The sequence below is a fragment of the Pseudomonas sp. NPDC098747 genome (assembly GCF_044760045.1).
Lineage (GTDB): Bacteria > Pseudomonadota > Gammaproteobacteria > Pseudomonadales > Pseudomonadaceae > Aquipseudomonas.
Window position 1 is genome coordinate 15,828 of sequence record NZ_JBIWAL010000008.1, and the last position, 19,244, is coordinate 35,071.

The window sequence follows — 19,244 nt, forward strand, 5'->3', positions numbered from 1 at the left end:
TTACTCGGGAATTACTGGATCTGGATAACAGCGGCAGTTAGGCAGACATCCGGCATGGCCTGTCAGGTTGTCCAGTGTCGGCGGCTCATCCCAGCTGACAAACTCGCCATTCATTTTCTTATGTGAGTCGCGCACATCGGTGTCTTCGGATGTGCGCCATATGTAGCCCTTACTGCCGACCGAACGAGCGCGAGCCTCAAGCAGCGTTGAGGCCGTACGTGATACCTCGGTGCGAGCGATCAGATTGGCGCGGCTCTCAGCGACACCACCAGACGCCATGATTTTCTTGCTGATCTCACTTGCCCGCGTGGCATCCTCGATACCCTGCAGGGTGAGCTCATGCACCCGTTCAGCAGCCTTGAGGGGGATGCTCTTGATAAGCACCACCTGCTCGGCGAGCAGCCCTCGCATCGCCTGCCCGGTCGGGGCATTGAGGATTTCGTCACGCAAGGTCTTGGACATGTCTTCAGACCTGGCCACCCATGCCTTTTTGTCTTGCTGGTTCACCTCGGCAATCATTCGGCTCGCTGTGGATATCGCCCAGTCGTGTAGCAGCTCGGAATACCGCTCCAGAGTGTTAGTCATGGCCGGAACAACAGAGGGTTCATCTGGCGGAAAGCCGTTGATGATGTCGCCAACAAACCGAGCCACCTTCGTGAGCTGCGACTGATACTGCCGCTCGGCCCTACTGGTTTTTGTCAGAGTTAGGCTTTTCTTCTGGTCGCTTGTTCGGCGGTGCATCTGCATCGTCCTGTCCGGTCTCACTCATCGATGGGGGCGGCTCATCCTCGGCCTCCTTGATCTCTTCGTCTGTGATGTTCGTCCATAGACCGGTGGTCTGACTCGACTGACGCAACTCCTTCAGCGCCGTAGCGCGACCAATGATCTGGGCGTCGTAGGCCTTGACCACCGACTCTGTATCCTTGGCGCCGACATCTGCTTTTTCGGTATCGGTGAGCTGCCACAACGGTACGAACTTGAAGTCGAATCCGTCAGGCAGCGGTTTACCCAACACCGAGCGCGCCAGCACCTCCAGCAGCGTGGTAACGCCGGGGCGTAGATCTCGGTCCTGCCAAGAAGCGACGTTGTCGTAGTAGGTCCGCAAGTCGCTATCACCCGAGCTGTTGAGGCCCGAGGGTGATTGCCCGAAGAGGCGAACGAGAGGAATCTGCAGAGCGCCAGACAGCTGCTCGCCAAACCTCAGCAGTACATCGGATAGCCCGCCGAAGCTGTATTGATGCGTTTCGAATGTGTCCTCCGCATCCAGCACCGTCAGCCCTTCGTTAGTCTGAAGCTGACGAATCATATCTATCTGCTTGAACACTGCCTCAAGAGACTTACCACCGGAGGCAATCAACATTCGAAGGTCTTTGATGCTGAGCGTACGCAGATGCGCTTTGTAAACCAGCTGGGCGGTCCCGGCGGTTGTGCTGTCGAACGCAATCAAGCGATCCCATAACCGCTCCAGTACCGACTGCCCCCAGCCGTTTTCGGCAATGCGCTGCCAGTACGGCAGTTGCACGCCCTCCAGGCGGATGACACGGCTGTAGTGAATCTTCTGATTCATCAGCGCCTGAGCGTCAGCGACCACGTGGTAGTACTTCGGCTTACCAAGGCATGGCCCGTACTCGGTGACCAAGTTCTCAAGCGATGGCTCTACCACCCAACGATCCAGAATCATCACCCCCTTGAACTGCCCTTTGCTTATCGTGTCGATGCGCAAAGGCGTTTCAGGACGCTGGCCATCGATAAGAATCACCGCAATCGAACCGCCATAGAGCCGGGACCACTTCACGTTTTCGCAAAGCTGATTCCATATTTGCAGGCGCTCCATCGCCGTGTTGAGCTTGTCCTTGTCCGCCGGCTGCATATCCGAGTCGATCTCAATGCCGCCCCTGGTCATATCCATGGCGACTACATCGACCGCCTGACCAGCCACCCAGCTGGAGCGATACACGGCCTCCATCTGGACGCGGTTGCGACTGACCAGATCGAGCCCATAGGAGCTTCCGCTGCTCTGGTTTTGGGTGCCAAGACCCACGCGCGCGGTAAAGTTCTGGAAGCTGTCGCCTGTCATAAACGATTTGCGTGCAGCGTCCGTCTGCCGGACCACATCCCTAGTCCGTGCATTGATTTGATGTCGTTTGCTCATTCCGCGAGTCTCTGCCAGACGCCGAGGCCGCCGCGTGCCTGAATGTAACCATCAAGGCCATATCGGACGGCGTCCCAGCAGTGGTTGTGCTTGTCGACAATCACCGGCAGCACATCACCGGACATCTTGTCGACCTTGTAGGAGTAGAGCCGCGCTTCGGCGGCCATATGCTTGCAGCGCTCATGGATGATGATTTCTTCGAAGCCACGCAGGTGGGTGATACCGTCCTCTACGCACCCTTGCCACTTGTCAGCGGCATCGATGTTGAAGCCTTGGCGTCGCAGGAAACTGATTGTTTCAGGGCGACTGTTATCACCCCTGATAGGCCATTCACGAGCACCGGGTATGCCGGGATACTTGGCCTCATCGGATACATTCCACGACTTCAACTGCTCTTCCGTTGCACCCGCTTTACCCGCGTACATTTTCCACAGATCATCAAGCTCAACCCCAACCCCATACGCCTCATAATCGATATACAGCTTGTTGCCGAGAATGAACGAACGAATCAGGGTGCTTGGGTCTTGAGAGAATCCGAAGTCGGCGCCGAAGAACAAGCGGTCGGCCTGGCGCCACAAATCATCATCAAACGCATGGACCCGGTACTTACCGCTAAAGATGACTGCTTCGCTGATCTTCTTGGGCTTGCCCAACCAGATGTGCTCGTACGCCTCGTAGTCAACACGCTTGCAGTACTCCATCTCTTTGCGAAGTACTTCGGGAAACCAGGGGTTGTCGCAGTAGTTCACTTCGACAACGATTGAATCGTCAGGCGGATTCGCAACGAACCTCTGATAAGTTGGATCTTCCTCTTCGCCGGGGTTAAAGCTGATCCAGATTTCAGAACCGGCTTTTCGAATGGTGGGTGTCAACACATCCCATGACGCAGCAGTAACCGTCTGCGCCTCTTCCACCCAACAAATATCGACGCCTTCGGTGGATTTCACGCCTTGTACGTCGTAACGCAGGCCCTTGAAGATGAACTCAGACCCGACCGAGCTTTTGATGCTGTTCTCTGTGATCGTGAACCAAGGCAGCAAGCCGAGCGATTCAATCTGATCCTTCAACAGTTTGTGAACCGAATCCCTGATTGTGTTTTGCACTTCACGAGCACAGAGGATGCGAGTCTTCTTGCTTGATGCGATCAGAATCAGAGCGCGCGCAATCTCCCACGATTTCGCGCCGCCCCGACCTCCATGAAAGACCTTGTAGCGCATCGGTGTGAAAAGCGGCTTGAACTTGGGCGCGAAGGTGAGATCAATCGCTCCCATCTCCTGCAACTCCAAAGTTCACATTGAATACCGGTGGGGCAAGGTCTTTTCCTCCCGCTCCGGTCAGCTCATGGTCGATCTTGTCGCGCCACTTATCCTTCTGCCGATTCTTCAACCAGAAGATCGCAGCTGCAGTGTCTGGTGGGTAATACCTAACCAGCTTCGTCTGCACGATGTGGTTGTCTATCACTCGGATATCTACCTCTGGATGGTCGTATCCCGTAGCGCGATGAAAGAGCTTGCTGGCGACCTCCGAGTCAGCGACTAGCTTTCCCTTTTTTATGGACTCCGAAAACTCCGAGTGATCGAGCTTCCATTTGTTGATCGTAGAGATAGCCACCCCAAAAAAGTCTGCCAGCTCCTCGTCTGTAGCTCCCAGCAGGCAAAGCTTTCGTGCCTGTTCGGCGAACTCCGCCCGATACTTGGTTGGACGCCCACCAGCCATTGCGCTACTCCAGAAACGAAAAAGCCCCGGCGATTACCGAGGCAAATTTATAAGACATATAAGCATTCGAAAAATACAATAGCGGGGATTTTCCTCTTTACACTTATTGAAATGCTTATCGCAGAACAATCAAAGCCTTAAGGACCGCGCCAGATGAACCCACCCACGAATATTCAGATCATCAGTGGCCCAGACGGAGCCCCCGCCTTCGTAGTCATTCCCTATGCGGAATACATAGCCGCTCACCCGCAGGAAGACCTGATACCCAACGAGGTGGTCGGCTTCATGGTCAAGGAAGGCCTAACCGCTGTCGGCGCATGGCGCAAGCATCTAGGCCTAACTCAGGCCCAAGTGGCTTCGCGCATCGGGATCACCCAGGCGGCGTACGCGCAGCAGGAACAAGCAGCCAAACCCCGCAAGGTGACTCTGGACAAGATTGCTCAGGCGCTTGGTATCCATCGCGATTTGCTGGATCTATAAAATCAAAACCCGACTCGCCAGAGGCCTGAATGAGACCCTCTTAGCGCGAGCCGGAAATAAGCTCAAAAGGGCAAAGTAAAAACAACACCACAAAATCGTTGTATTACCACAAAATAGTGGTAAACTAGACTCATCCAAACAACGAGGCGAGGTGATGAAATACAGCGAGTTCAGAAGATGGTTGAAGGCCCGAGGGGTGATCTTCGAAGCAGGCAAAGGCGGTAGCCACTTCAAGATCTACTACAACGGCAAGCAAACGGTCTTTGCGGACCACGGCGCTAAGGAAATGAAAGAGCCAACCCGCAAAGGAATCATCAAACAGCTGGGGCTTGAATGAGCCCCAGCTCACTCGCTTAGATCATCTCGACAGAAGAGAGGGCTGCACCATGTATGACTATCCCGTGATCATTCACGAGGACGAAAACCCTGGAGTTGCGGTGACTGCGCCGGATCTACCAGAGTTCAACAGTGCCGGGGACGATGTCGCCGATGCGCTGCGTGAATCCGTGGACGGCATTGAAACCGCCCTCTCCATCTACGTCGACCAGCGCCGCGCCATTCCGCTCGCGTCCAAACCAGAGCCGGGCCAGCATGTGGTCCGGCTGCCTGCGGTGACTGTGGCCAAGATCGTTCTGTGGAACGAGATGATGGCCCGCGATATGCGCAAAGCCGATCTGTGCCGGCTTCTCGGACTGGCGCAGACCCAGGGGGATCGCCTAGTCGACTTCCTGCATACCTCGAAGATGGAAGCCATCGAGAAGGCTTTGGCCGCCCTGGGTAAACGCCTGGTGGTGTCTGTCGAGGCTGCCTGAATAAAAAAGGCCGTCAGGTGGCGGCCAAATGCAGCACGGAGCAGCGATAGTCGGAAACGAAAAAGCCCAGCGTGATGGCTGGGCTCTGATGTCAGTCTTGAACTGGGCGATCTGCTCGCAACTCCTGCATGGTGAGCAGCCCCTGTTTTCTGGGATTTCCACACATCCAGCAGGAGCAAACCTTCCCATGATTTGCAAAACGTCCGGCGTTTTTCTCGCTGGTTGACCAGCATTCCTGAGCGCGCTGCTTTGAATAAAAACGGTCTTTTATACGGTGTGTATCGTGTCGTCGTTGAGCTCTAGACATAGCTTTCTCCTAAGCCGAAGACGACGAAGCCCCGGCAGATTTCTCAGGCGAGGCTTTTCGGCTCACTCCTACACACGCAGGAATGACAGGATGGGTGTATATTGGCTCATTGGCTCACTACCAGTCAAGCAACTTCTGCAATCTCAAAACCTTCATTTTCAAGTATGTGCTGAGCCTCGACCAAAGCTAAATCTACGTCGCGTTCAAGCGCTTTGCGAATATCCCGCCGCCACCGCTCTTGTGTCTTTATCGGATAAGGCTCATCCGACCAGTTATCCATTTCGTACCACCCGGCCGGCAGCACGCTGGTCGAGCGCTTCCCATCCTTTCCCGGTAGTTTCGGCAATGCCCAGGTAACAACAGCGCAATGCAGAAAACGCTCAGGTGCTGGCGACCGCATGACTTTCGTCAGCTCGGCGATGGCTGCATGCTTGCGCTCGGTGTGCGTTGAGAACTTGGCTACCAATACGCGCCAATGCGCAGCTGAGAGGGATTTATGCAAGCGTCCGAAGACCCAACAGTCAACGAGGAACGCTGCCTCCTTGCCGACAATCTCCCCCTTCTGCTTGGCGCATTGCACCTTGGGTTCAAAGTCACAGCCACCGGCGGAGTTGATAGTCTCGGCAGCGAGTGCCCGAACCACTGCGGATACCACGTTGCGATAGGTCATGCCGCGCTCCTTTTGAGTTCTCTGGTTTTTGCCCGGTATTCGGCCTTGATGGCCTTTATCTCGTCGACGGTATACCTGCGGGCCGAATGCGGCCCTTCCAGCCAATCCACTTTGTCGGCGCCAATGCGCTGCACCAAACGAATGCGGTACTCGACCGCGTTGCCGGACAGGTTCCGATTGCACTTCACGCACTGGCGGTGGATGTTCAGCGGCTCGAAACGCAACTCCGGACAGGCGCCGACGGATCGGTAGTGGCCCGCATCCCAGCGGCTGCCCGTGAGTAGATCGTTATCGCAGGGGCTCGAATCGCAACTGATGCACGACAGGTGCGCGTCACGCAGGCGCACGTACTCATTCACCGCGGCTTGTGCTTCGCGCAAGTGCTCAGCCCTGCTCTTCAGCTTCTCCTTGCGGATCTTGATTTCACGGCGCTCGCGCTGGTCGATCGCCTTGCGCGCCCGCACCTGGTTCTTCGGTGCATCAACAATGGCGCAGGCTGGACTGCATACCGCTTGGCCGAGACGCGCAGGGACGAATGAGGCCCCGCACGATTCGACGCGACAGGTTTTCGGCTTGGGCCGTTTGGTGGCGAGCATCAGATGTCCTCCCCAGCGAAATAACCAACGAGGAAGGTCACTCCAGACATCAGAAACACAACGCCGCCTTGGGCGTGATCTGTAGTCTGGCTGTACGCTGTTGTCGCAATTACCATCATCAGGGCGGCGATCAACTTGAGCAGCTTGGAGGTATTCATGCGGCCTCCCCCATATTGCAGCGCATCTTCATGTACTCGCTGTCTTCGGGGTGCGGCAGGTAGATCCCGTGATCAGATGCCCAGACGTCGATGCAGGTCATGAAGGCGTGCATGGCGCCCTTGTCTAGGTCGCTGGTGTGGCGCAGCTCGTAACGTTCGGTGACTTCGCCGGTCTTCAGGTTGATGTCCCGGATTACCTCTTCGCCCAGAAAAGTCAGTTTCAGATTGCGCTTCATGTTCCCCATGTTCATCGGAGCGCCGGTGGCGAACGTGGTCTTGCCCATGCTCACGAAGAACTGGGCCGCACACTCACACCACTTGTGGAACAACGCATTCTGCGGAAGGCTGCGGCACGCTCCGGTGATCGTGACGTTGCAGGGGAAACCCTTCTTGCGGATGGCCGCTTGCAGGGTCGAAAGCTCGGCCAGTGAGTTGATGCGCAGTTTCTCGGCCATCAGAAGCCCTCCTTCCCGCGCTGTGATTCCCATTCGAAGGGAACAACAATGACTCCACCCTCCCGCAGGCGATCAGCACAGCGTTCGCCGATGGCGGCCGGTATTGCCTTCGCGGCGAGGTTGGAAACGATGATGGTCGGACGCCGTTCTTCGTAGCGGCCATTGATGATTGAGAAAAGCGTCGTCAGCTCAAAGTCGCTAGTCCTTTCCTTGCTCGCCCCGATCTCGTCGAGAATCAGCAGCGATGGACTGATCAGCCCGGTCAAAATCTGGCTTTCGCTTTGCTCGCTGACACGGTCGTAGGTCGCGCGAATCGCGTGGAGTACAGCACCCACAGTGCGATGCGCCGCCGTGGCGCTGGACTTCGCCATGATCTCGTTGGCGATTGCCGCCGATAGGTGCGTCTTGCCGGTGCCGGGCTTGCCCAGCAGCAACAGGCAGCGACCAGACTCGGCGATTTCCGAGAATTTCTCGGCGTACTTGCGGCAGATCCGCAGAGCCTCTTTCTGCTCCGCAGTGATCGCGATGTAATCGCCGAAAGTCTTGTCAGCGAAGCGTTTTGGAATCAGTGCGGAGCCCAACTTGCGCTCCATGATGATTCGCGATTCAAGTGCCCGGTTCTGACGCGCGGACTCCTCGGCCCTCTCCCGAGTCAACCGGACACACTCAGGGCAACCCGTCTTGAGGTCTCGGCCCAGCACCGAAAAAACTTTCTGGTCGAACGCACCGTGGTTCTCGCACTGGCTTAGCTGAATGCGCGCACCCGGCGGTAAAGTTGTTTCTTGAGACACTTTTTCAGAACGCATAGCTGCCGTCCTCCCGTTGAATCAATCCGGCGGTGTAATCGCGTTTATCGAAACCGGTGTGGCGTGAAGGGGTTGTGGGCTGGGGTACAGGCTCGCTCAGGCGCTTGATAACCCACGCAGCTTTGAAACCCTGCCAGCCAGAGGTCAGCGCCTCGGTGATCGCGTCGGGGGCGGTGATGCCTGCCTCGACGCACTTGGCCAGCTCGGCGTTTACCGTTGCCCAAACCGTGGCGGTGACTGCGGCGCGCCGTGCTTTGCGCTGGGCAAGCCAATCGGCGAGCTGCTGCTCTGGGAGGTTGTGCGGGTTGTCAGCCAGCAGTTGGGCCATCCCGAACGGAGTCTTGCGATCAGGTTTCGCCGGGGTTTGTTTTGGTTGGGGCGGATTAATCTCTTCCGAAGGAAGAGTTAATAGGGGTTTCTTTATATAAAGATGGCAAGTTGCCGATTTGGTCTCACTCGCGTCAAATCTCAGTGAGACGATATCTGCTGAGTGAGACGATTTGGTCTCAGTGAGACGGGGTGCTTTTTCTTCGTGAAACAACCATTCAGAGATGGGAGAAATACCAATCTCACCCCGACTCCCGCCGACGCGGTAGATGATCCGGCGCTCAAGCAAATGGCTAATCGATTTAGAAGTGACGTCTCGGCGCATATTCGTAAGTTTGCCGATCTCGTCGGCAGTGAGCCGTCTGGTAGCAAGCTGATAGCCTATTGTCTGGCGCGCAATGGCCATTACTACGCGTAGATCGCGCGCAGGCAAATCAACTGTGGCAAGCGACTCCATGAGCTGATTGTCCATCCGGGTAAACCCCCTGGACTTGTCAATTTGAAAGATATTTGTCATAGTTATTTCGCTTACAGCCTCAACGAATCAGCCACCATGCACGGTGGCTTTTTTTTGCCTGCGATTCAGGCGAAATAGGTGTCCGGCGCATCCGTGTTAGCCTTATTGCTTCCCAACAGAAAGGCCTAAGGAGGCCGGACATATGAACTACGAAATCAGGTGGCACACGCTCTGCGATGAGGCCAAACAAGAGCTCGGAAATACCAACATTTGGCGAAACGATCGCGAATATCAGGTGGCTCTAATAGCCCTAAAGACCTACAAGCTCGAGTGCTTTACTCGTGAGCTGTACAGCAATGCACCCATGCTTTTGGAGGCTCACGACCCAGCTGATTTGCTTCGCCTTTACTTAATCAACAAGCACCACTGGACGCTTGAGACTGTTGACTCAATTGAGTATCCAGAGGGTTTTCATTTTCTACTGGGGGTGGAGCTGTCCCAGATGACACTGAATGCGGAAGAGGCTCGTCCTGTGCGGAGCTCAATGAGAGGCCGGGTGAATGCTGAGCTTCTTGAGCCTCACTTTGCCGATCAAGCCGAGAGTTAAACTCCCTAACCCACTCAAGATGCTCCGAACAGCGACTTGCCTGCGCCGTTAGCCAGGCAAGTCGCTGTTCGACTGTGAACCCCCTCGGCCAAACCACAACGGGAGCATGCTTTCCATCGAGCACCGCAATGCCCATTCGGATCTGGATAGCTGCATCTCGTGGGTCGCCTTTTGCTGTTCGGCAGATCGCCTCGACTGCAACGCGACGATCCTCAGCGGTGAGGAGCTCTACTGGTGGAATATCTGAAAGGCTAAGGGGATAGTCGCCCGAAGGATGACCATAGGCACCGGAGCCGGTGAACGTGTTCAGGTCTTCTTCACTCATGATGTCGCTCTCTCTTGGTGAAATGGGTGCCCGACCTTCCGTGGTAACTTATTGCTTCCAAACGAAAAGGCCTCGGAGGCCGGACATGGCGTTAATCGATACAAAATTCTTTCAGGTCACCTGTAGCGGCTGCGGCCACAAGGCTTCTGAACTTGTCGGTGATCTCCATTACAACGGGGGGTTCGCCTGTCGCGCCTGCGGGCGCAGGAGTGAAATTAACCAGACCGAAAAGAAGGAAATTGCCATTGCCATGCAGGTGCTTACGAACATGAGTAGCGATTCCAGGGAAACGCTCGATCGAATCCTCAAGGGAAAGAAGTAAGGCGTGAAATTCAGACTCTGAGCCCGCATCGGGGCTCAGAGCTTCTTCGTTTCGATTTTCCGTAGTCATGACATCGCTCTCTCCGGTTAAATTCAGGCGGCCTTCAGCGATCCGCTTTATGCAGTTCGATTAGTGCGTTCACTTCTTCGTGTCGGGCAGCAATGTGCTTGGCGTGAAGGGCAAGAATGTCGGCCGCTTCGGAGGCGGTGATTTCCCCGTCTTCCAGTGCCAAGGCAAGAAACTGGTCAACTCGACCCCGCTTCACCGCTGTACGCAAAGAGCGGTGGTGCATGTCCACGTTGTCCAATTCGCCGGACTCAGGCAGGCGAACAAATACGCCGCCGTACATCGCACAGATGTAGTCCGGAAGGTGCGTGGTGCCCTGCTCGCTTTCGAGGACGAACACTTCTTCGTCGCTAAGTGGAACAACACCGCCACTCTCATAAACCTGATTCTTAAAACGCTTCATGTCGAGACTAAGGCGGGCCGAGGCACATGCCTGACCACCTGGGTATTTCTTTGCGACCTCGATCACCACTGCGCGACGGGTCTCTAGCACTGGAGCCTTCATCGTCTAGTTTTCTCTCACCGGCTTGGTGCTCAAAATGAAATGAATAGATTTTAGCGACGGCCGGAGGCTGACCTTTTCGCGCTTTGCACCGGGAAAGGCCGTAGCTCTTCCGCAGTGAAAGACCCATCGGCGTGCTGTGTGACAAAAACTTCCCGCCCGACTCGAAGGGCTTTGTTTAACGAGCCTTGCCCCATGCCTAGCAGGGTTGCCGCCTTGGTTTGCCCGTACACCCTGGCAAATTCTCTAAGACTGGTTCGGCTCATGTCGCCGCCTCTTTAAATGAATACGCCACAAGTATCGCCGACGGCGATCACTAAATCAACACCGTCGGAGTTTGCATAAATATCGCCGCTAGGAATAATCAAGGCATGAGAAAACGTGAACTTGAAGACTGGGAAAAAGACGAGTGCCTAGCACTCAAGGCAGCCATTGAGGCTTTCAATGCGGGCAAGCCTAGGAGCGAAACCTTAACCCAGACCAAAATCGGTGATGCTCTAGGCATCAATCAAGGCTCTGTCAGTTCCTACCTGAATGGATACAACGCATTGAATGCGAAGGTTGCCAGTGTCCTTGCTGGACTGATTTCCAAGCCTGTCGAGTCTTTCAGCCCTCGCCTAGCTGACGAGATCGCAAAAATGGCCCGGACTAGTTTTGAGTCTAATGTCGAAGCCGGCCCTCCGATTTTTTCATCCCCTCGAAGGATTGACATCGTAGGAACTGCCCAACTCGGCAGTGAGGGATATTGGACGAATCTCGACCAAGCTGCTGGCTGGGTTGAAACCTATTCGAGGGATGAGGATGCCTATGCACTGCGCCTCAAGGGAGACTCTATGGCGCCGGCGATTCGCAGCGGCTGGATCGCCGTCTGCGAGCCAAATCACCGCTTGGTGGCAGGGGAGTATGTGATGGTTACTACTACGGATGGTCAAAGCATGGTTAAAGAACTTCTCTTCGAGACAGACGAAGGCGTGAGCCTCATGTCAATCAACACGGCTTACGGCGAACGCCTGACCATAGATAGAACAAATATCCAAAGCATCCATTACGTTGGGGCTATCCTTGCCCCTAGCAAAATACTGGGTAGAATTTGATCCCGACGATCCAAGTTCATGCATAACCCTCCAAGCCCGCCTCTGCGGGCTTTTTTGTATTTGATATTTGTTTTTGATAACTAATATTTAGCGCTACCCAAGCACTCAAGGCACTGTACGTCCATACATATAAGGAGCAGTGCATTGGCTAAGACAAACAGTAAACCGACCTCGCCGAACTCATATGAGCTTCTTGGACTTCGCGTTCAAAAACTCATCACCACTCCAGTCGCTCAAAAGCGAAGAAGCGTTCTCGTTAACAAGATGCCTGACGAATGCCCCGACGATTGGAGTCGCCTGCTGGATGACATCGCCGAAACAGAAAACGTAAGCTTGAGCCGAGATGAGAATGGTGGAGCGCTAGTCTCCTGGAGCGTTCCTGCGAATATCTGACGAAGGGAAAACCCGCCAACGCGGGTTTTTTTTCGACCCAGAAAAAATATATAGCCGTCGGCATTGACTTAATATATCCCCGACGGCAATATCTACCGCGCCGCTAACTGCCGCGGCGATGCAAGCAACCCGAGCATGCCGGATCGACACCGGCCAGAAATAAGGCAGCGAGCCGAAGCCTTCAATTCGGTACAGGGGATGCCTCACCCCGTGGCCAGCAGCGTAGATGGCCCTAGATTAAAGAGTGCTGACGGACGGGTATGCCATACGTGGACTGCGTCGCGGTTAGCTGTCGGGATCTCAGATCCCCCGAGAAAGAGAATACCGGTCCGCCGAGTGTGGACCGGATGCTCTCCGGGATGCCTTGAGAAGGGTCTCGCGGAGAGCAGGTTTATTTACGATGACCTGCTCCAGGGGATCCACCATGAAAGACCTGAGTTTTGGCATACAGGGTGGCACCTTCGCCCGGCCTGTATCTGGTCTTTCGCTCATTGCGACAGCCCTCGCACATGATCGGTGGATTCACCCAGTCGGCGCGATAACTGAACTTCGTTGTTTTACAGAAGCGGCAGTTTTTTACGAGCCATCCCGTCTTTGATTGCTTCGGGGGCGGCGCTACATATGGGCTGGGAATGGCTGGCGGACTGGCCATCTCCATGGCGTTTTTTAGCTTCATGAGTACCGCTAGATTCTTTGCATCCATAACGCGACCTCTAATTTTATTAGCTGTCGAGATTAATGAATGCACAGCGCTTCAACTAGCCGCCAACAACACCTTGAAACATTTCACTGGATGACCTTCTCACGAGGGTCATCTGGGAAATTAACCGCAATGGGTACGAAAAAATGATCGACCACGACGGACTTGTAGATGAGGCACATGCCGCCATCCAGGACTACGTAAACAACTGCGACTGTCTGTCTGAGGAAGAGCTGGCGCGTTCACTAGAGACGCTCCTGCTCGCAACCTCCCTAGCTCTTTCAGCCGCGAAAGGCCAGGAAAAAACAGCGGCGTATATGCATCGATTGGCGGACCTCTCCGATCAAGGGAGCTTCGCCAATGTCGCCAGTTTTGAGCGCATCAACTGAATATTCTTGAGAGTTTCACTAATGCACTTGGTGACGGGTGCATTGGGAAACCTACCGGAAATCCCCCATGGAAAAGACCATCACAAACGGTGCCTGGAAAGGTCACCTTGGGCGCGGCCTTGCGCCGAGAGAACTGCAATTCCTGCTTTCAGTTGTGCAAGGTCAGACAGCCAAAGAAGTCGCCCGGGAGCATGGCGTCACACCGGGCACTGTCGTAAAGCGCCTTTCAAACGCCATGTACAAGCTCGGCGTGAATCGTCAGACGGCGATGATCGCTGAAGCAATGCGCCGACAGATCATTTCTCCGATGTGCTTTGTACTGGCCTTGCTCATGTCGCTAAACGCGATGGTCGCAGGTGGCAGCGGCGAAACAGGCCGTCGACCTCCCTCTTCAAGAACCGCTCAAGTGCGGATCGCTCGACGCATAGAAGCCTCAGCGTAAAGACACTTTCACTTCTGCACCTGGTGACGGGTGCAGCGGGAAATCAACCACGCAATGAGAAAACACAATGAATCTACTACGACCAGGTGTACACGCTCGCGACAAGGTTACCGGCTTTGAAGGCGTTATTACTGCGCTTCTTCAAGAGGTCAGCGAACCCAATCAAATTCGCGGTCAATTTAGGTTGGAGTCGAAATCGCATGACGGCAAGCTCGGAGAGACTCAGTGGTTCGAAATCTCGCGTATTGAAGCTGCTGGCAGAGCTGGGCCAGGTGCCGAGGACGCTACACCGACGTCGGATAGGGCGGCGTCTAAAGACACCTCAAAAGCCGAAGAAGGCCGCATATCTATCAGGGACATGATCGAGATGCTGATGTCCATGGGAATCGCAAAGGTGGTTCGTGTAGGTGGATGCGATGACCCTAGCTGCCCCGTTTGCACTGCGGCGCGCAAAGAACTGAAGACTCATTAAATTATTCGTCTTGGCGGCGCTTCACTGATGTCGCTTCCACTGAGGCGGCATTGGGAAACCAATCAAAGCAAGGAAAATGGAACATGCTTATTTTGACTCGAAAAGTCGGTGAAGTCCTGAACATTGGTGACGACATCAACGTCACCGTATTGGGTGTCAGCGGGAAGCAAGTAAGGATTGGTATCGACGCTCCAAAGGATGTTGCGGTGCATCGTGAAGAGATTACCCAACGCATCAAAGCAGGCCTGACAAAGCCGCAATAAAGAATCAACCAATGCCGACGACAGCCTGTCGCTAACTGCCCGATCCTCTCTATGTGAGCGCATCGGTGAGCTCTGAAGCCTCCCTGTCGTTGGGCGGTTGGTCGCCGTGCTTCAGAGCTCACCGATGCGAAAGAAAGTTTGTTTAGCTGGTTTGAGTGGTAATAGGGCCGGCGCCCGAAATCGTGGTAAGGAATCGCTGCCATCTGGTGAGCACCACATCAGTATCTTCGCCGAGCATGATGCAGGCCTTCTTGTGGGCTACTGCCTTCATCCAGCTTGGAACAGTTGAGTCGGACTTGCAGATAGCAGCGAGCTTTGAGGACAGACTTTTGTCAGTCATGGCGCTGCGATTATTAAGCAGTTCGTCATACCTTGTTTTCTGATTTTTGCTCTTGCCGGCACGCTCTCCGAACTTGTAAGTCATTTGAAATCCGGAGATGAATGCGACCAGCAATCCAATAACCATCCGTGACGTAACAGTAGCCATGACCGATGCGCCAAGAACAAACAACGCCATAGCAAGAAGTCGATCAAGACGACGATTAAACGCCTCAGATACTTCCTCTACGCAATATGAGTAGTACAGCTTAAATACCGGATCGCTTACGTGCTCTTGGCCCATCGAATTACTCCTCTAAATCGCCTTACTTCTTCTCAGCAGGCGGTGGTGGTGTCGGGGTCTGCGGCGGCTTTCTTGCGAAGACCGTTTGATGGTCATGCGTTACTACGCCACTGCGGCCTGACTTGTTTGTGTCGCTCATTGATAACCCTCTTTCGTGGGATTGGTTGCTAGGAACTTCCAGTCTATCGCGAAGCCCGTCACCTGGGCAGTGGTGAGCAGCCGGGGCTGACCGGCACCTTTCTCGTTTCCATACGCCGCCACCTTGCTGGCTAGACCTTGCGGAAGTCTCTTCCGGTCAGGGTGGCGACCTATGCTTTCGAATAATCCCGCCACTCAGGAGGCGACCATGAACCCATCACTGAATATCAATCAGGCCACTTTCGACGCTCAGTTGCTTCCGGTGATAAGCGAGGGCGCCCGTGAAATCGAGCGGGCTGACTGGCTGTACAACGCTGCCGAACAACTCGTTCTATTCGGTAGCGACGTTTCGTTTCAGCGTCGGATGCGTAAGCCACAGGGTGTGACCGCCGCACAGTTTGCCCTGGCAGTTGATGAGTACGTAAACAACCGCCTTGCTGATTGTGAGGTTCAAACTTCCGCGCTGGGCTGGCTGATCATCTCCAGCGAGCGCGGACGGGCCGATAAGACGGCCACTGCTGAACTACTGGGCCGAAGCACTCACCCGCTGGGAAAGCTTGGCGAGATTGCCGAGCGCCTGCTCCGGCCCATCGCAGCTGACGCACTGATCGCACAATCCGAGGATGCCGCGCCATGAGAACTCGACAAGCAATAGCCAGCATCGAGTATGAGATTGCGAGAATCTCGCGATCTCTTATCCCCGCAGCAGACCGAACATTCGTACTAGGAATGATCGAGCTGGCAGAAATCGCAGAGCTCATCGACCGTGCTACCGCAAACCGCTACCGCAGCGCGTTGGACGGCAAATTCTGCGACCGCAATGACTTCCTGAAAAGGCCTCACGCATGACCACTCCACCGGTTAAAACACTCATTGATGAGCAAATCGACGATTTGCCAAGCGACCGCATGATTCTGGCTTTCACCCACCAAAAATGGCTGGGCGCTTTATCGTTGGCCCACGACGCCGGCATCCCGAATGTGCACGCATGGAGTGAGCGAGTCTGCATGAGCGGTGAGTGGACCGTGGCTTATGAGGTGAAGGCGTGAGCTTCTACGAGGGCAGCGTGGCTGACGGAAGCCATTGCATGAGTTGCTGCGGTTTCATCGGCGAGGACGTTGGATACCCGCACTGCTGCCGGAACTGCGGAGGGGAAGGAAGCGAACCCAACCCTGAAGGCCACAAAAAACGTATGAAGGCAGAAGCCATGCAGCGCTTTGACGGATGGCTGACCCGCACGGGCATTGCACACAAGAAGCACAACAACGGCTACCACGTCGTGTTGACGCTTCCCGACGGGCGAAGAATCGACTGCTGGCCCAGCACGAAAAAATGGCAGCTTCGCGGGCAACGCATGAGCCGTAACGGCAAGGCGCTGCATGAGCTGGTGCTACAGCAGTTGAGGCCATGGCCATGACCGTCCCTCAGTACTACCGGCGCCGCGCCATCCGACAGGCCTCGGCCATCACCGGTTTTCTGTTCCTCACCATAACGCTATTTGGCCCCGCCATCGGTGGTCTGATCACCCAATAACTCCTTTGACCATTGCGCCCCGCAAGGATGGCGCGGGAGATAGTCATGCTCACAGCAATTGCAGACCGCATTCGTTCCAAGTCCTACGAACTCCCGTTGTCACGCGACTATGTCCGTCACTGGGGCCTGAAAGAGGCCATTCGCGAGCTGGTCCAGAATGCCTTAGACAGCGAATCCCCATTTGAATACGCCTTCGCTGATGGCCAGCTATTCATCACCAGCCGCTTTGCAAGGTTGGAGGCAAGCACCCTAGTGCTGGGCAGCACATCCAAGGCTGATCGATCCGACGCCATCGGCAGCTTCGGTGAGGGCTACAAGATTGCCCTGCTGGTGCTGACCCGTAACGGCTACGACGTGAAGGTACTCAACGGCAACAAGCAGTGGATTCCCGAGTTCCGGCATAGCGACCAGTTCGATGCAGAAGTCCTGTGCATCAATGAGACACCGGCGCACCGTCAGAATCAGGGCGTTGAATTCATCGTTTCAGGCCTGACCGAAGACGACGAAGCGGAAATTCGCGGCATGTGCCTTCGCATGCAACAGCCAATGAGCGACGTCATCGGCACCAAATACGGCCACATCCTTCCTTCACGGCCCGGAAAGCTGTATGTCGGCACGCTCTTTGTGTGCGACACCGACTTGACCTACGGCTACGACATCCTCCCCGAGCACCTGCAGTTGGAGCGCGACCGCCAAACGGTTAGCGGATGGGATCTGAAACAGGTATCCAAAAATGCCTGGATAGATACCGGACGGCTGAACGAGGTAGCGGAGAAGATCGAAGCCGGCGTTCCCGATGTGGAGTATGTCGAGTACGGCAGTACCGAGCTTGTGAGGGAGGCCTGCTACAGATTGTTCCAGCAGAAGCATCCGGGCGCCATCGCTGTTCAATCCCAAGAAGAGCTGAACAACCTGGTCAAGCAGGGTATGACAAACACCGTAGTGGTGAGCAGGACGTTCCATTCCCAAATTGCCAATTCGACCTCATACAAACAGCAGGTCGCCCACGCCGTAGCCATCCAGACGCCTAAAACGGCATTGGAAGAATGGTATCGCGACAACAAAAAATACATGAGCAGGCTGCCAGCCGCGTCCTTCAAGGATCTGGTCAAGCGAGCTGACGGCTGGAGGAACAAGTGATGTCCAATACTCGGATTTGGGATCAAGTCAGCGTCACCGACCCCAGCGCAACGAAGAATTTCACCGGCATGGGCGGATTTAAAGGCACCGCCATCAAGCCGACCTACCTGATGCGCAAGGCCACCGAAGTATTCGGCCCATGCGGTGAGGGCTGGGGCTGGACTGTTCTGGAGGATCGTTTCGACGAAGGCGGCCCACTTCAAGCTCCGACGAAAGAGTGGCCGGAAGCGCCGCGCATCAACGCCAAGTTGCACACGCTGAAAATTCAACTCTGGTACTTGGGAAAGGACGGGCAGAAATGCACTGTCGAGCATTACGGACACACACCGTTCGTGTACTTCCAGCAAGGCAAAATCATGACCGACTGGGAGGCAGCAAAGAAATCGCTGACCGACGCCATCGGCAAGTGTTTGCAGCCTCTCGGCTTCGCTGCGGATATCCACATGGGCCTTTTCGACGACGCCTCTTACGTTGAGACCGTACGCGATGAGGTGGCGCTTACCAAGGCAGAAGACAAGGTCGCCGAAGAGGATCGCCAGAAACAAGAGCGCCTCGACTACATCAAGTCGGTGGTTGACACGATGCAAGGCGCACAGTCCTTGCAGGAGCTGAAAAAACTTCATGACCATGCAGTGCGACGCCTGACTGCGCGGAAGGATGAAACTGCCATTCGGCGCATCGCCAAAGAACTGAAAGATCTTTCGCCGAAATTCGAAGAGGAGTCAGCAGCATGACCCAGCTCTACGCACTAACCGGCAAGCTTGCCGAACTTCAGGGGATGGCAGACACCGACGACGAGGGCCTGAAAGAGGCCCTGCAGCACGCGATGGACGAGATCCAAGGCGAGTTTGAGGTGAAGGCCGACAACATCGTCATGCTGCGCCGCAACATTGAAAGCGACGTGACGGCCATCGACACGGAGATTGAGCGCCTGAAAGAGCTTAAGCGCATCAAATCCAACAGCGTTTCGCAGATCAGCGATTACCTGCGTCGGAACATGGAAGCAGCCAACCTCAAGTCGATCAAACGCCCGCTGTTCACCATCACTCTGGCCTTGGGCAAAGAGAAGGTCATCGTCGACAACGAAGACGCAGTGCCGGACGAGCTGACGGCGGTGAGCACCAGCATAACCCCTGACAAGAACGCGATCGCCGCCAAGCTCAAGGAAATTCGCGAGCACAACGAAGCCGTGCGCAAGCGTATGTCCGCCGGCGAAGACGCAGAACACGAACTGCTCGAAGAGCCTGCCTACGCGCATTTGGAGCGCGGCGACAGTTCGATCCGGATCAAGTGAGGCCAG

The 19,244-nt window shown here is 55.2% G+C and carries 30 protein-coding genes; 16 read left to right on the top strand and 14 right to left on the bottom strand.

The features are described from left to right. The 4 genes from ACIQVE_RS07115 to ACIQVE_RS07130 are packed head-to-tail and all read right to left on the bottom strand — an operon-like array spanning position 1 to position 3,868. Complete coding sequence (locus ACIQVE_RS07115; protein ID WP_402806061.1) at positions 1-741, bottom strand: phage minor head protein; 741 nt, start codon at positions 739-741, stop codon at positions 1-3. After that, the gene (locus ACIQVE_RS07120) at positions 686-2,152 is read right to left on the bottom strand and encodes a DUF1073 domain-containing protein (protein WP_402806063.1); all 1,467 of its coding nucleotides are present in this window, start codon (positions 2,150-2,152) and stop codon (positions 686-688) included. Before ACIQVE_RS07120 ends, ACIQVE_RS07115 begins: the two co-directional genes overlap by 56 nt. Next, positions 2,149-3,423: a PBSX family phage terminase large subunit gene (locus ACIQVE_RS07125; RefSeq protein WP_402806066.1), complete on the bottom strand. Its 1,275-nt coding sequence runs from the start codon at positions 3,421-3,423 to the stop codon at positions 2,149-2,151. Before ACIQVE_RS07125 ends, ACIQVE_RS07120 begins: the two co-directional genes overlap by 4 nt. After that, the gene (locus tag ACIQVE_RS07130; protein WP_402806068.1) at positions 3,410-3,868 is read right to left on the bottom strand and encodes a terminase; all 459 of its coding nucleotides are present in this window, start codon (positions 3,866-3,868) and stop codon (positions 3,410-3,412) included. Before ACIQVE_RS07130 ends, ACIQVE_RS07125 begins: the two co-directional genes overlap by 14 nt. A 153-nt stretch (positions 3,869-4,021) precedes the next feature. On the opposite strand from ACIQVE_RS07130, the gene ACIQVE_RS07135 reads away from it, so the two are divergent. From ACIQVE_RS07135 to ACIQVE_RS07145, 3 genes are all read left to right on the top strand, one after another. Continuing rightward, entirely contained in the window at positions 4,022-4,348 is a 327-nt protein-coding gene (locus ACIQVE_RS07135) for a helix-turn-helix domain-containing protein (RefSeq protein ID WP_402806070.1), read from the top strand. A 154-nt stretch (positions 4,349-4,502) separates the two neighbouring features. Beyond that, positions 4,503-4,685 (top strand): type II toxin-antitoxin system HicA family toxin, encoded by a 183-nt coding sequence (locus ACIQVE_RS07140; RefSeq protein ID WP_402806072.1) that lies wholly within the window; start codon positions 4,503-4,505, stop codon positions 4,683-4,685. Positions 4,686-4,734: 49 nt separating this feature from the next. After that, positions 4,735-5,160, top strand: a complete 426-nt coding sequence (locus ACIQVE_RS07145) for a type II toxin-antitoxin system HicB family antitoxin (RefSeq protein WP_402806074.1) — start codon at positions 4,735-4,737, stop codon at positions 5,158-5,160. A 431-nt stretch (positions 5,161-5,591) separates the two neighbouring features. Here the strand turns inward: ACIQVE_RS07145 and ACIQVE_RS07150 are convergent, their stop codons facing one another. From ACIQVE_RS07150 to ACIQVE_RS07175, 6 genes are read right to left on the bottom strand one after another with little or no spacing between them, the layout of a single operon-like run. Next, complete coding sequence (locus tag ACIQVE_RS07150) at positions 5,592-6,137, bottom strand: hypothetical protein (protein ID WP_402806076.1); 546 nt, start codon at positions 6,135-6,137, stop codon at positions 5,592-5,594. Further along, the gene (locus ACIQVE_RS07155) at positions 6,134-6,733 is read right to left on the bottom strand and encodes a recombination protein NinG (protein ID WP_402806079.1); all 600 of its coding nucleotides are present in this window, start codon (positions 6,731-6,733) and stop codon (positions 6,134-6,136) included. Before ACIQVE_RS07155 ends, ACIQVE_RS07150 begins: the two co-directional genes overlap by 4 nt. Further along, positions 6,733-6,891 carry a hypothetical protein gene (locus ACIQVE_RS07160; protein WP_402806082.1) on the bottom strand — a complete coding sequence of 53 codons (159 nt, stop codon included), beginning with the start codon at positions 6,889-6,891 and terminating at the stop codon, positions 6,733-6,735. Before ACIQVE_RS07160 ends, ACIQVE_RS07155 begins: the two co-directional genes overlap by 1 nt. Further along, entirely contained in the window at positions 6,888-7,346 is a 459-nt protein-coding gene (locus tag ACIQVE_RS07165; protein ID WP_402806085.1) for a hypothetical protein, read from the bottom strand. Before ACIQVE_RS07165 ends, ACIQVE_RS07160 begins: the two co-directional genes overlap by 4 nt. Continuing rightward, positions 7,346-8,152, bottom strand: coding sequence for an ATP-binding protein (locus tag ACIQVE_RS07170; RefSeq protein WP_402806087.1), 807 nt, complete (start codon positions 8,150-8,152; stop codon positions 7,346-7,348). Before ACIQVE_RS07170 ends, ACIQVE_RS07165 begins: the two co-directional genes overlap by 1 nt. Next, complete coding sequence (locus ACIQVE_RS07175) at positions 8,142-8,996, bottom strand: replication protein (RefSeq protein WP_402806090.1); 855 nt, start codon at positions 8,994-8,996, stop codon at positions 8,142-8,144. The genes ACIQVE_RS07170 and ACIQVE_RS07175 overlap by 11 nt, the downstream gene beginning before the upstream one ends. A gap of 142 nt (positions 8,997-9,138) precedes the next feature. On the opposite strand from ACIQVE_RS07175, the gene ACIQVE_RS07180 reads away from it, so the two are divergent. Continuing rightward, positions 9,139-9,543, top strand: coding sequence for a hypothetical protein (locus ACIQVE_RS07180; protein ID WP_402806092.1), 405 nt, complete (start codon positions 9,139-9,141; stop codon positions 9,541-9,543). A gap of 416 nt (positions 9,544-9,959) precedes the next feature. On the opposite strand, the gene ACIQVE_RS07185 is transcribed toward ACIQVE_RS07180, so the two are convergent. The 3 genes from ACIQVE_RS07185 to ACIQVE_RS07195 are packed head-to-tail and all read right to left on the bottom strand — an operon-like array spanning position 9,960 to position 11,024. Further along, a complete protein-coding gene (locus tag ACIQVE_RS07185; RefSeq protein WP_402806094.1) occupies positions 9,960-10,259 on the bottom strand; it encodes a hypothetical protein in 300 nt (99 codons plus the stop codon). A 34-nt stretch (positions 10,260-10,293) separates the two neighbouring features. Next, positions 10,294-10,761, bottom strand: coding sequence for a YmfL family putative regulatory protein (locus ACIQVE_RS07190; protein WP_402806095.1), 468 nt, complete (start codon positions 10,759-10,761; stop codon positions 10,294-10,296). Between the two features lie 50 nt (positions 10,762-10,811). Further along, positions 10,812-11,024: a Cro/CI family transcriptional regulator gene (locus ACIQVE_RS07195; protein ID WP_402806098.1), complete on the bottom strand. Its 213-nt coding sequence runs from the start codon at positions 11,022-11,024 to the stop codon at positions 10,812-10,814. Between the two features lie 105 nt (positions 11,025-11,129). On the opposite strand from ACIQVE_RS07195, the gene ACIQVE_RS07200 reads away from it, so the two are divergent. From ACIQVE_RS07200 to csrA, 6 genes are all read left to right on the top strand, one after another. Continuing rightward, complete coding sequence (locus ACIQVE_RS07200; protein ID WP_402806101.1) at positions 11,130-11,852, top strand: helix-turn-helix transcriptional regulator; 723 nt, start codon at positions 11,130-11,132, stop codon at positions 11,850-11,852. Positions 11,853-11,996: 144 nt separating this feature from the next. Beyond that, on the top strand, positions 11,997-12,245 hold the full coding sequence (locus ACIQVE_RS07205; protein WP_402806103.1) for a DUF1654 domain-containing protein: 249 nt from the start codon (positions 11,997-11,999) through the stop codon (positions 12,243-12,245). Positions 12,246-13,091: 846 nt separating this feature from the next. Beyond that, positions 13,092-13,334, top strand: a complete 243-nt coding sequence (locus ACIQVE_RS07210) for a hypothetical protein (protein ID WP_402806106.1) — start codon at positions 13,092-13,094, stop codon at positions 13,332-13,334. A 67-nt stretch (positions 13,335-13,401) separates the two neighbouring features. After that, on the top strand, positions 13,402-13,776 hold the full coding sequence (locus ACIQVE_RS07215) for a LuxR C-terminal-related transcriptional regulator (protein WP_402806108.1): 375 nt from the start codon (positions 13,402-13,404) through the stop codon (positions 13,774-13,776). Positions 13,777-13,843: 67 nt separating this feature from the next. Continuing rightward, the gene (locus ACIQVE_RS07220; RefSeq protein ID WP_402806110.1) at positions 13,844-14,248 is read left to right on the top strand and encodes a hypothetical protein; all 405 of its coding nucleotides are present in this window, start codon (positions 13,844-13,846) and stop codon (positions 14,246-14,248) included. 83 nt (positions 14,249-14,331) lie between these two features. Continuing rightward, the gene (gene csrA, locus ACIQVE_RS07225) at positions 14,332-14,511 is read left to right on the top strand and encodes a carbon storage regulator CsrA (protein WP_402806113.1); all 180 of its coding nucleotides are present in this window, start codon (positions 14,332-14,334) and stop codon (positions 14,509-14,511) included. A 142-nt stretch (positions 14,512-14,653) separates the two neighbouring features. On the opposite strand, the gene ACIQVE_RS07230 is transcribed toward csrA, so the two are convergent. After that, positions 14,654-15,133 (bottom strand): hypothetical protein, encoded by a 480-nt coding sequence (locus ACIQVE_RS07230; protein WP_402806114.1) that lies wholly within the window; start codon positions 15,131-15,133, stop codon positions 14,654-14,656. 346 nt (positions 15,134-15,479) lie between these two features. Here ACIQVE_RS07230 and ACIQVE_RS07235 point away from each other — a divergent pair, with 346 nt between their 5' ends. The 6 genes from ACIQVE_RS07235 to ACIQVE_RS07260 all read left to right on the top strand — a co-directional run bounded on the left by ACIQVE_RS07235 (position 15,480) and on the right by ACIQVE_RS07260 (position 19,238). Further along, positions 15,480-15,908: a hypothetical protein gene (locus ACIQVE_RS07235; protein ID WP_402806377.1), complete on the top strand. Its 429-nt coding sequence runs from the start codon at positions 15,480-15,482 to the stop codon at positions 15,906-15,908. A gap of 208 nt (positions 15,909-16,116) precedes the next feature. Beyond that, positions 16,117-16,320: a hypothetical protein gene (locus ACIQVE_RS07240; protein ID WP_402806116.1), complete on the top strand. Its 204-nt coding sequence runs from the start codon at positions 16,117-16,119 to the stop codon at positions 16,318-16,320. Further along, complete coding sequence (locus ACIQVE_RS07245) at positions 16,317-16,688, top strand: hypothetical protein (protein WP_402806119.1); 372 nt, start codon at positions 16,317-16,319, stop codon at positions 16,686-16,688. Before ACIQVE_RS07240 ends, ACIQVE_RS07245 begins: the two co-directional genes overlap by 4 nt. Positions 16,689-16,849: 161 nt before the next feature. Beyond that, entirely contained in the window at positions 16,850-17,944 is a 1,095-nt protein-coding gene (locus ACIQVE_RS07250) for a hypothetical protein (RefSeq protein WP_402806122.1), read from the top strand. Further along, a complete protein-coding gene (locus tag ACIQVE_RS07255; protein WP_402806123.1) occupies positions 17,944-18,678 on the top strand; it encodes a hypothetical protein in 735 nt (244 codons plus the stop codon). Before ACIQVE_RS07250 ends, ACIQVE_RS07255 begins: the two co-directional genes overlap by 1 nt. Then, complete coding sequence (locus ACIQVE_RS07260; protein ID WP_402806126.1) at positions 18,675-19,238, top strand: siphovirus Gp157 family protein; 564 nt, start codon at positions 18,675-18,677, stop codon at positions 19,236-19,238. Before ACIQVE_RS07255 ends, ACIQVE_RS07260 begins: the two co-directional genes overlap by 4 nt. The last annotated feature ends 6 nt before the right edge of the window (positions 19,239-19,244 follow it).

What these genes read in the sequence shown, in the direction of transcription:
- ACIQVE_RS07115 (WP_402806061.1), bottom strand. Translation starts at nt 741, where the DNA reads ATGCACCGCCGAACAAGCGACCAGAAGAAAAGCCTAACTCTGACAAAA.
- ACIQVE_RS07120 (WP_402806063.1), bottom strand. Translation starts at nt 2,152, where the DNA reads ATGAGCAAACGACATCAAATCAATGCACGGACTAGGGATGTGGTCCGG.
- ACIQVE_RS07125 (WP_402806066.1), bottom strand. Translation starts at nt 3,423, where the DNA reads ATGGGAGCGATTGATCTCACCTTCGCGCCCAAGTTCAAGCCGCTTTTC.
- ACIQVE_RS07130 (WP_402806068.1), bottom strand. Translation starts at nt 3,868, where the DNA reads ATGGCTGGTGGGCGTCCAACCAAGTATCGGGCGGAGTTCGCCGAACAG.
- ACIQVE_RS07135 (WP_402806070.1), top strand. Translation starts at nt 4,022, where the DNA reads ATGAACCCACCCACGAATATTCAGATCATCAGTGGCCCAGACGGAGCC.
- ACIQVE_RS07140 (WP_402806072.1), top strand. Translation starts at nt 4,503, where the DNA reads ATGAAATACAGCGAGTTCAGAAGATGGTTGAAGGCCCGAGGGGTGATC.
- ACIQVE_RS07145 (WP_402806074.1), top strand. Translation starts at nt 4,735, where the DNA reads ATGTATGACTATCCCGTGATCATTCACGAGGACGAAAACCCTGGAGTT.
- ACIQVE_RS07150 (WP_402806076.1), bottom strand. Translation starts at nt 6,137, where the DNA reads ATGACCTATCGCAACGTGGTATCCGCAGTGGTTCGGGCACTCGCTGCC.
- ACIQVE_RS07155 (WP_402806079.1), bottom strand. Translation starts at nt 6,733, where the DNA reads ATGCTCGCCACCAAACGGCCCAAGCCGAAAACCTGTCGCGTCGAATCG.
- ACIQVE_RS07160 (WP_402806082.1), bottom strand. Translation starts at nt 6,891, where the DNA reads ATGAATACCTCCAAGCTGCTCAAGTTGATCGCCGCCCTGATGATGGTA.
- ACIQVE_RS07165 (WP_402806085.1), bottom strand. Translation starts at nt 7,346, where the DNA reads ATGGCCGAGAAACTGCGCATCAACTCACTGGCCGAGCTTTCGACCCTG.
- ACIQVE_RS07170 (WP_402806087.1), bottom strand. Translation starts at nt 8,152, where the DNA reads ATGCGTTCTGAAAAAGTGTCTCAAGAAACAACTTTACCGCCGGGTGCG.
- ACIQVE_RS07175 (WP_402806090.1), bottom strand. Translation starts at nt 8,996, where the DNA reads ATGACAAATATCTTTCAAATTGACAAGTCCAGGGGGTTTACCCGGATG.
- ACIQVE_RS07180 (WP_402806092.1), top strand. Translation starts at nt 9,139, where the DNA reads ATGAACTACGAAATCAGGTGGCACACGCTCTGCGATGAGGCCAAACAA.
- ACIQVE_RS07185 (WP_402806094.1), bottom strand. Translation starts at nt 10,259, where the DNA reads ATGACTACGGAAAATCGAAACGAAGAAGCTCTGAGCCCCGATGCGGGC.
- ACIQVE_RS07190 (WP_402806095.1), bottom strand. Translation starts at nt 10,761, where the DNA reads ATGAAGGCTCCAGTGCTAGAGACCCGTCGCGCAGTGGTGATCGAGGTC.
- ACIQVE_RS07195 (WP_402806098.1), bottom strand. Translation starts at nt 11,024, where the DNA reads ATGAGCCGAACCAGTCTTAGAGAATTTGCCAGGGTGTACGGGCAAACC.
- ACIQVE_RS07200 (WP_402806101.1), top strand. Translation starts at nt 11,130, where the DNA reads ATGAGAAAACGTGAACTTGAAGACTGGGAAAAAGACGAGTGCCTAGCA.
- ACIQVE_RS07210 (WP_402806106.1), top strand. Translation starts at nt 13,092, where the DNA reads ATGATCGACCACGACGGACTTGTAGATGAGGCACATGCCGCCATCCAG.
- ACIQVE_RS07215 (WP_402806108.1), top strand. Translation starts at nt 13,402, where the DNA reads ATGGAAAAGACCATCACAAACGGTGCCTGGAAAGGTCACCTTGGGCGC.
- ACIQVE_RS07220 (WP_402806110.1), top strand. Translation starts at nt 13,844, where the DNA reads ATGAATCTACTACGACCAGGTGTACACGCTCGCGACAAGGTTACCGGC.
- csrA (WP_402806113.1), top strand. Translation starts at nt 14,332, where the DNA reads ATGCTTATTTTGACTCGAAAAGTCGGTGAAGTCCTGAACATTGGTGAC.
- ACIQVE_RS07230 (WP_402806114.1), bottom strand. Translation starts at nt 15,133, where the DNA reads ATGGGCCAAGAGCACGTAAGCGATCCGGTATTTAAGCTGTACTACTCA.
- ACIQVE_RS07235 (WP_402806377.1), top strand. Translation starts at nt 15,480, where the DNA reads ATGAACCCATCACTGAATATCAATCAGGCCACTTTCGACGCTCAGTTG.
- ACIQVE_RS07240 (WP_402806116.1), top strand. Translation starts at nt 16,117, where the DNA reads ATGACCACTCCACCGGTTAAAACACTCATTGATGAGCAAATCGACGAT.
- ACIQVE_RS07250 (WP_402806122.1), top strand. Translation starts at nt 16,850, where the DNA reads ATGCTCACAGCAATTGCAGACCGCATTCGTTCCAAGTCCTACGAACTC.
- ACIQVE_RS07255 (WP_402806123.1), top strand. Translation starts at nt 17,944, where the DNA reads ATGTCCAATACTCGGATTTGGGATCAAGTCAGCGTCACCGACCCCAGC.
- ACIQVE_RS07260 (WP_402806126.1), top strand. Translation starts at nt 18,675, where the DNA reads ATGACCCAGCTCTACGCACTAACCGGCAAGCTTGCCGAACTTCAGGGG.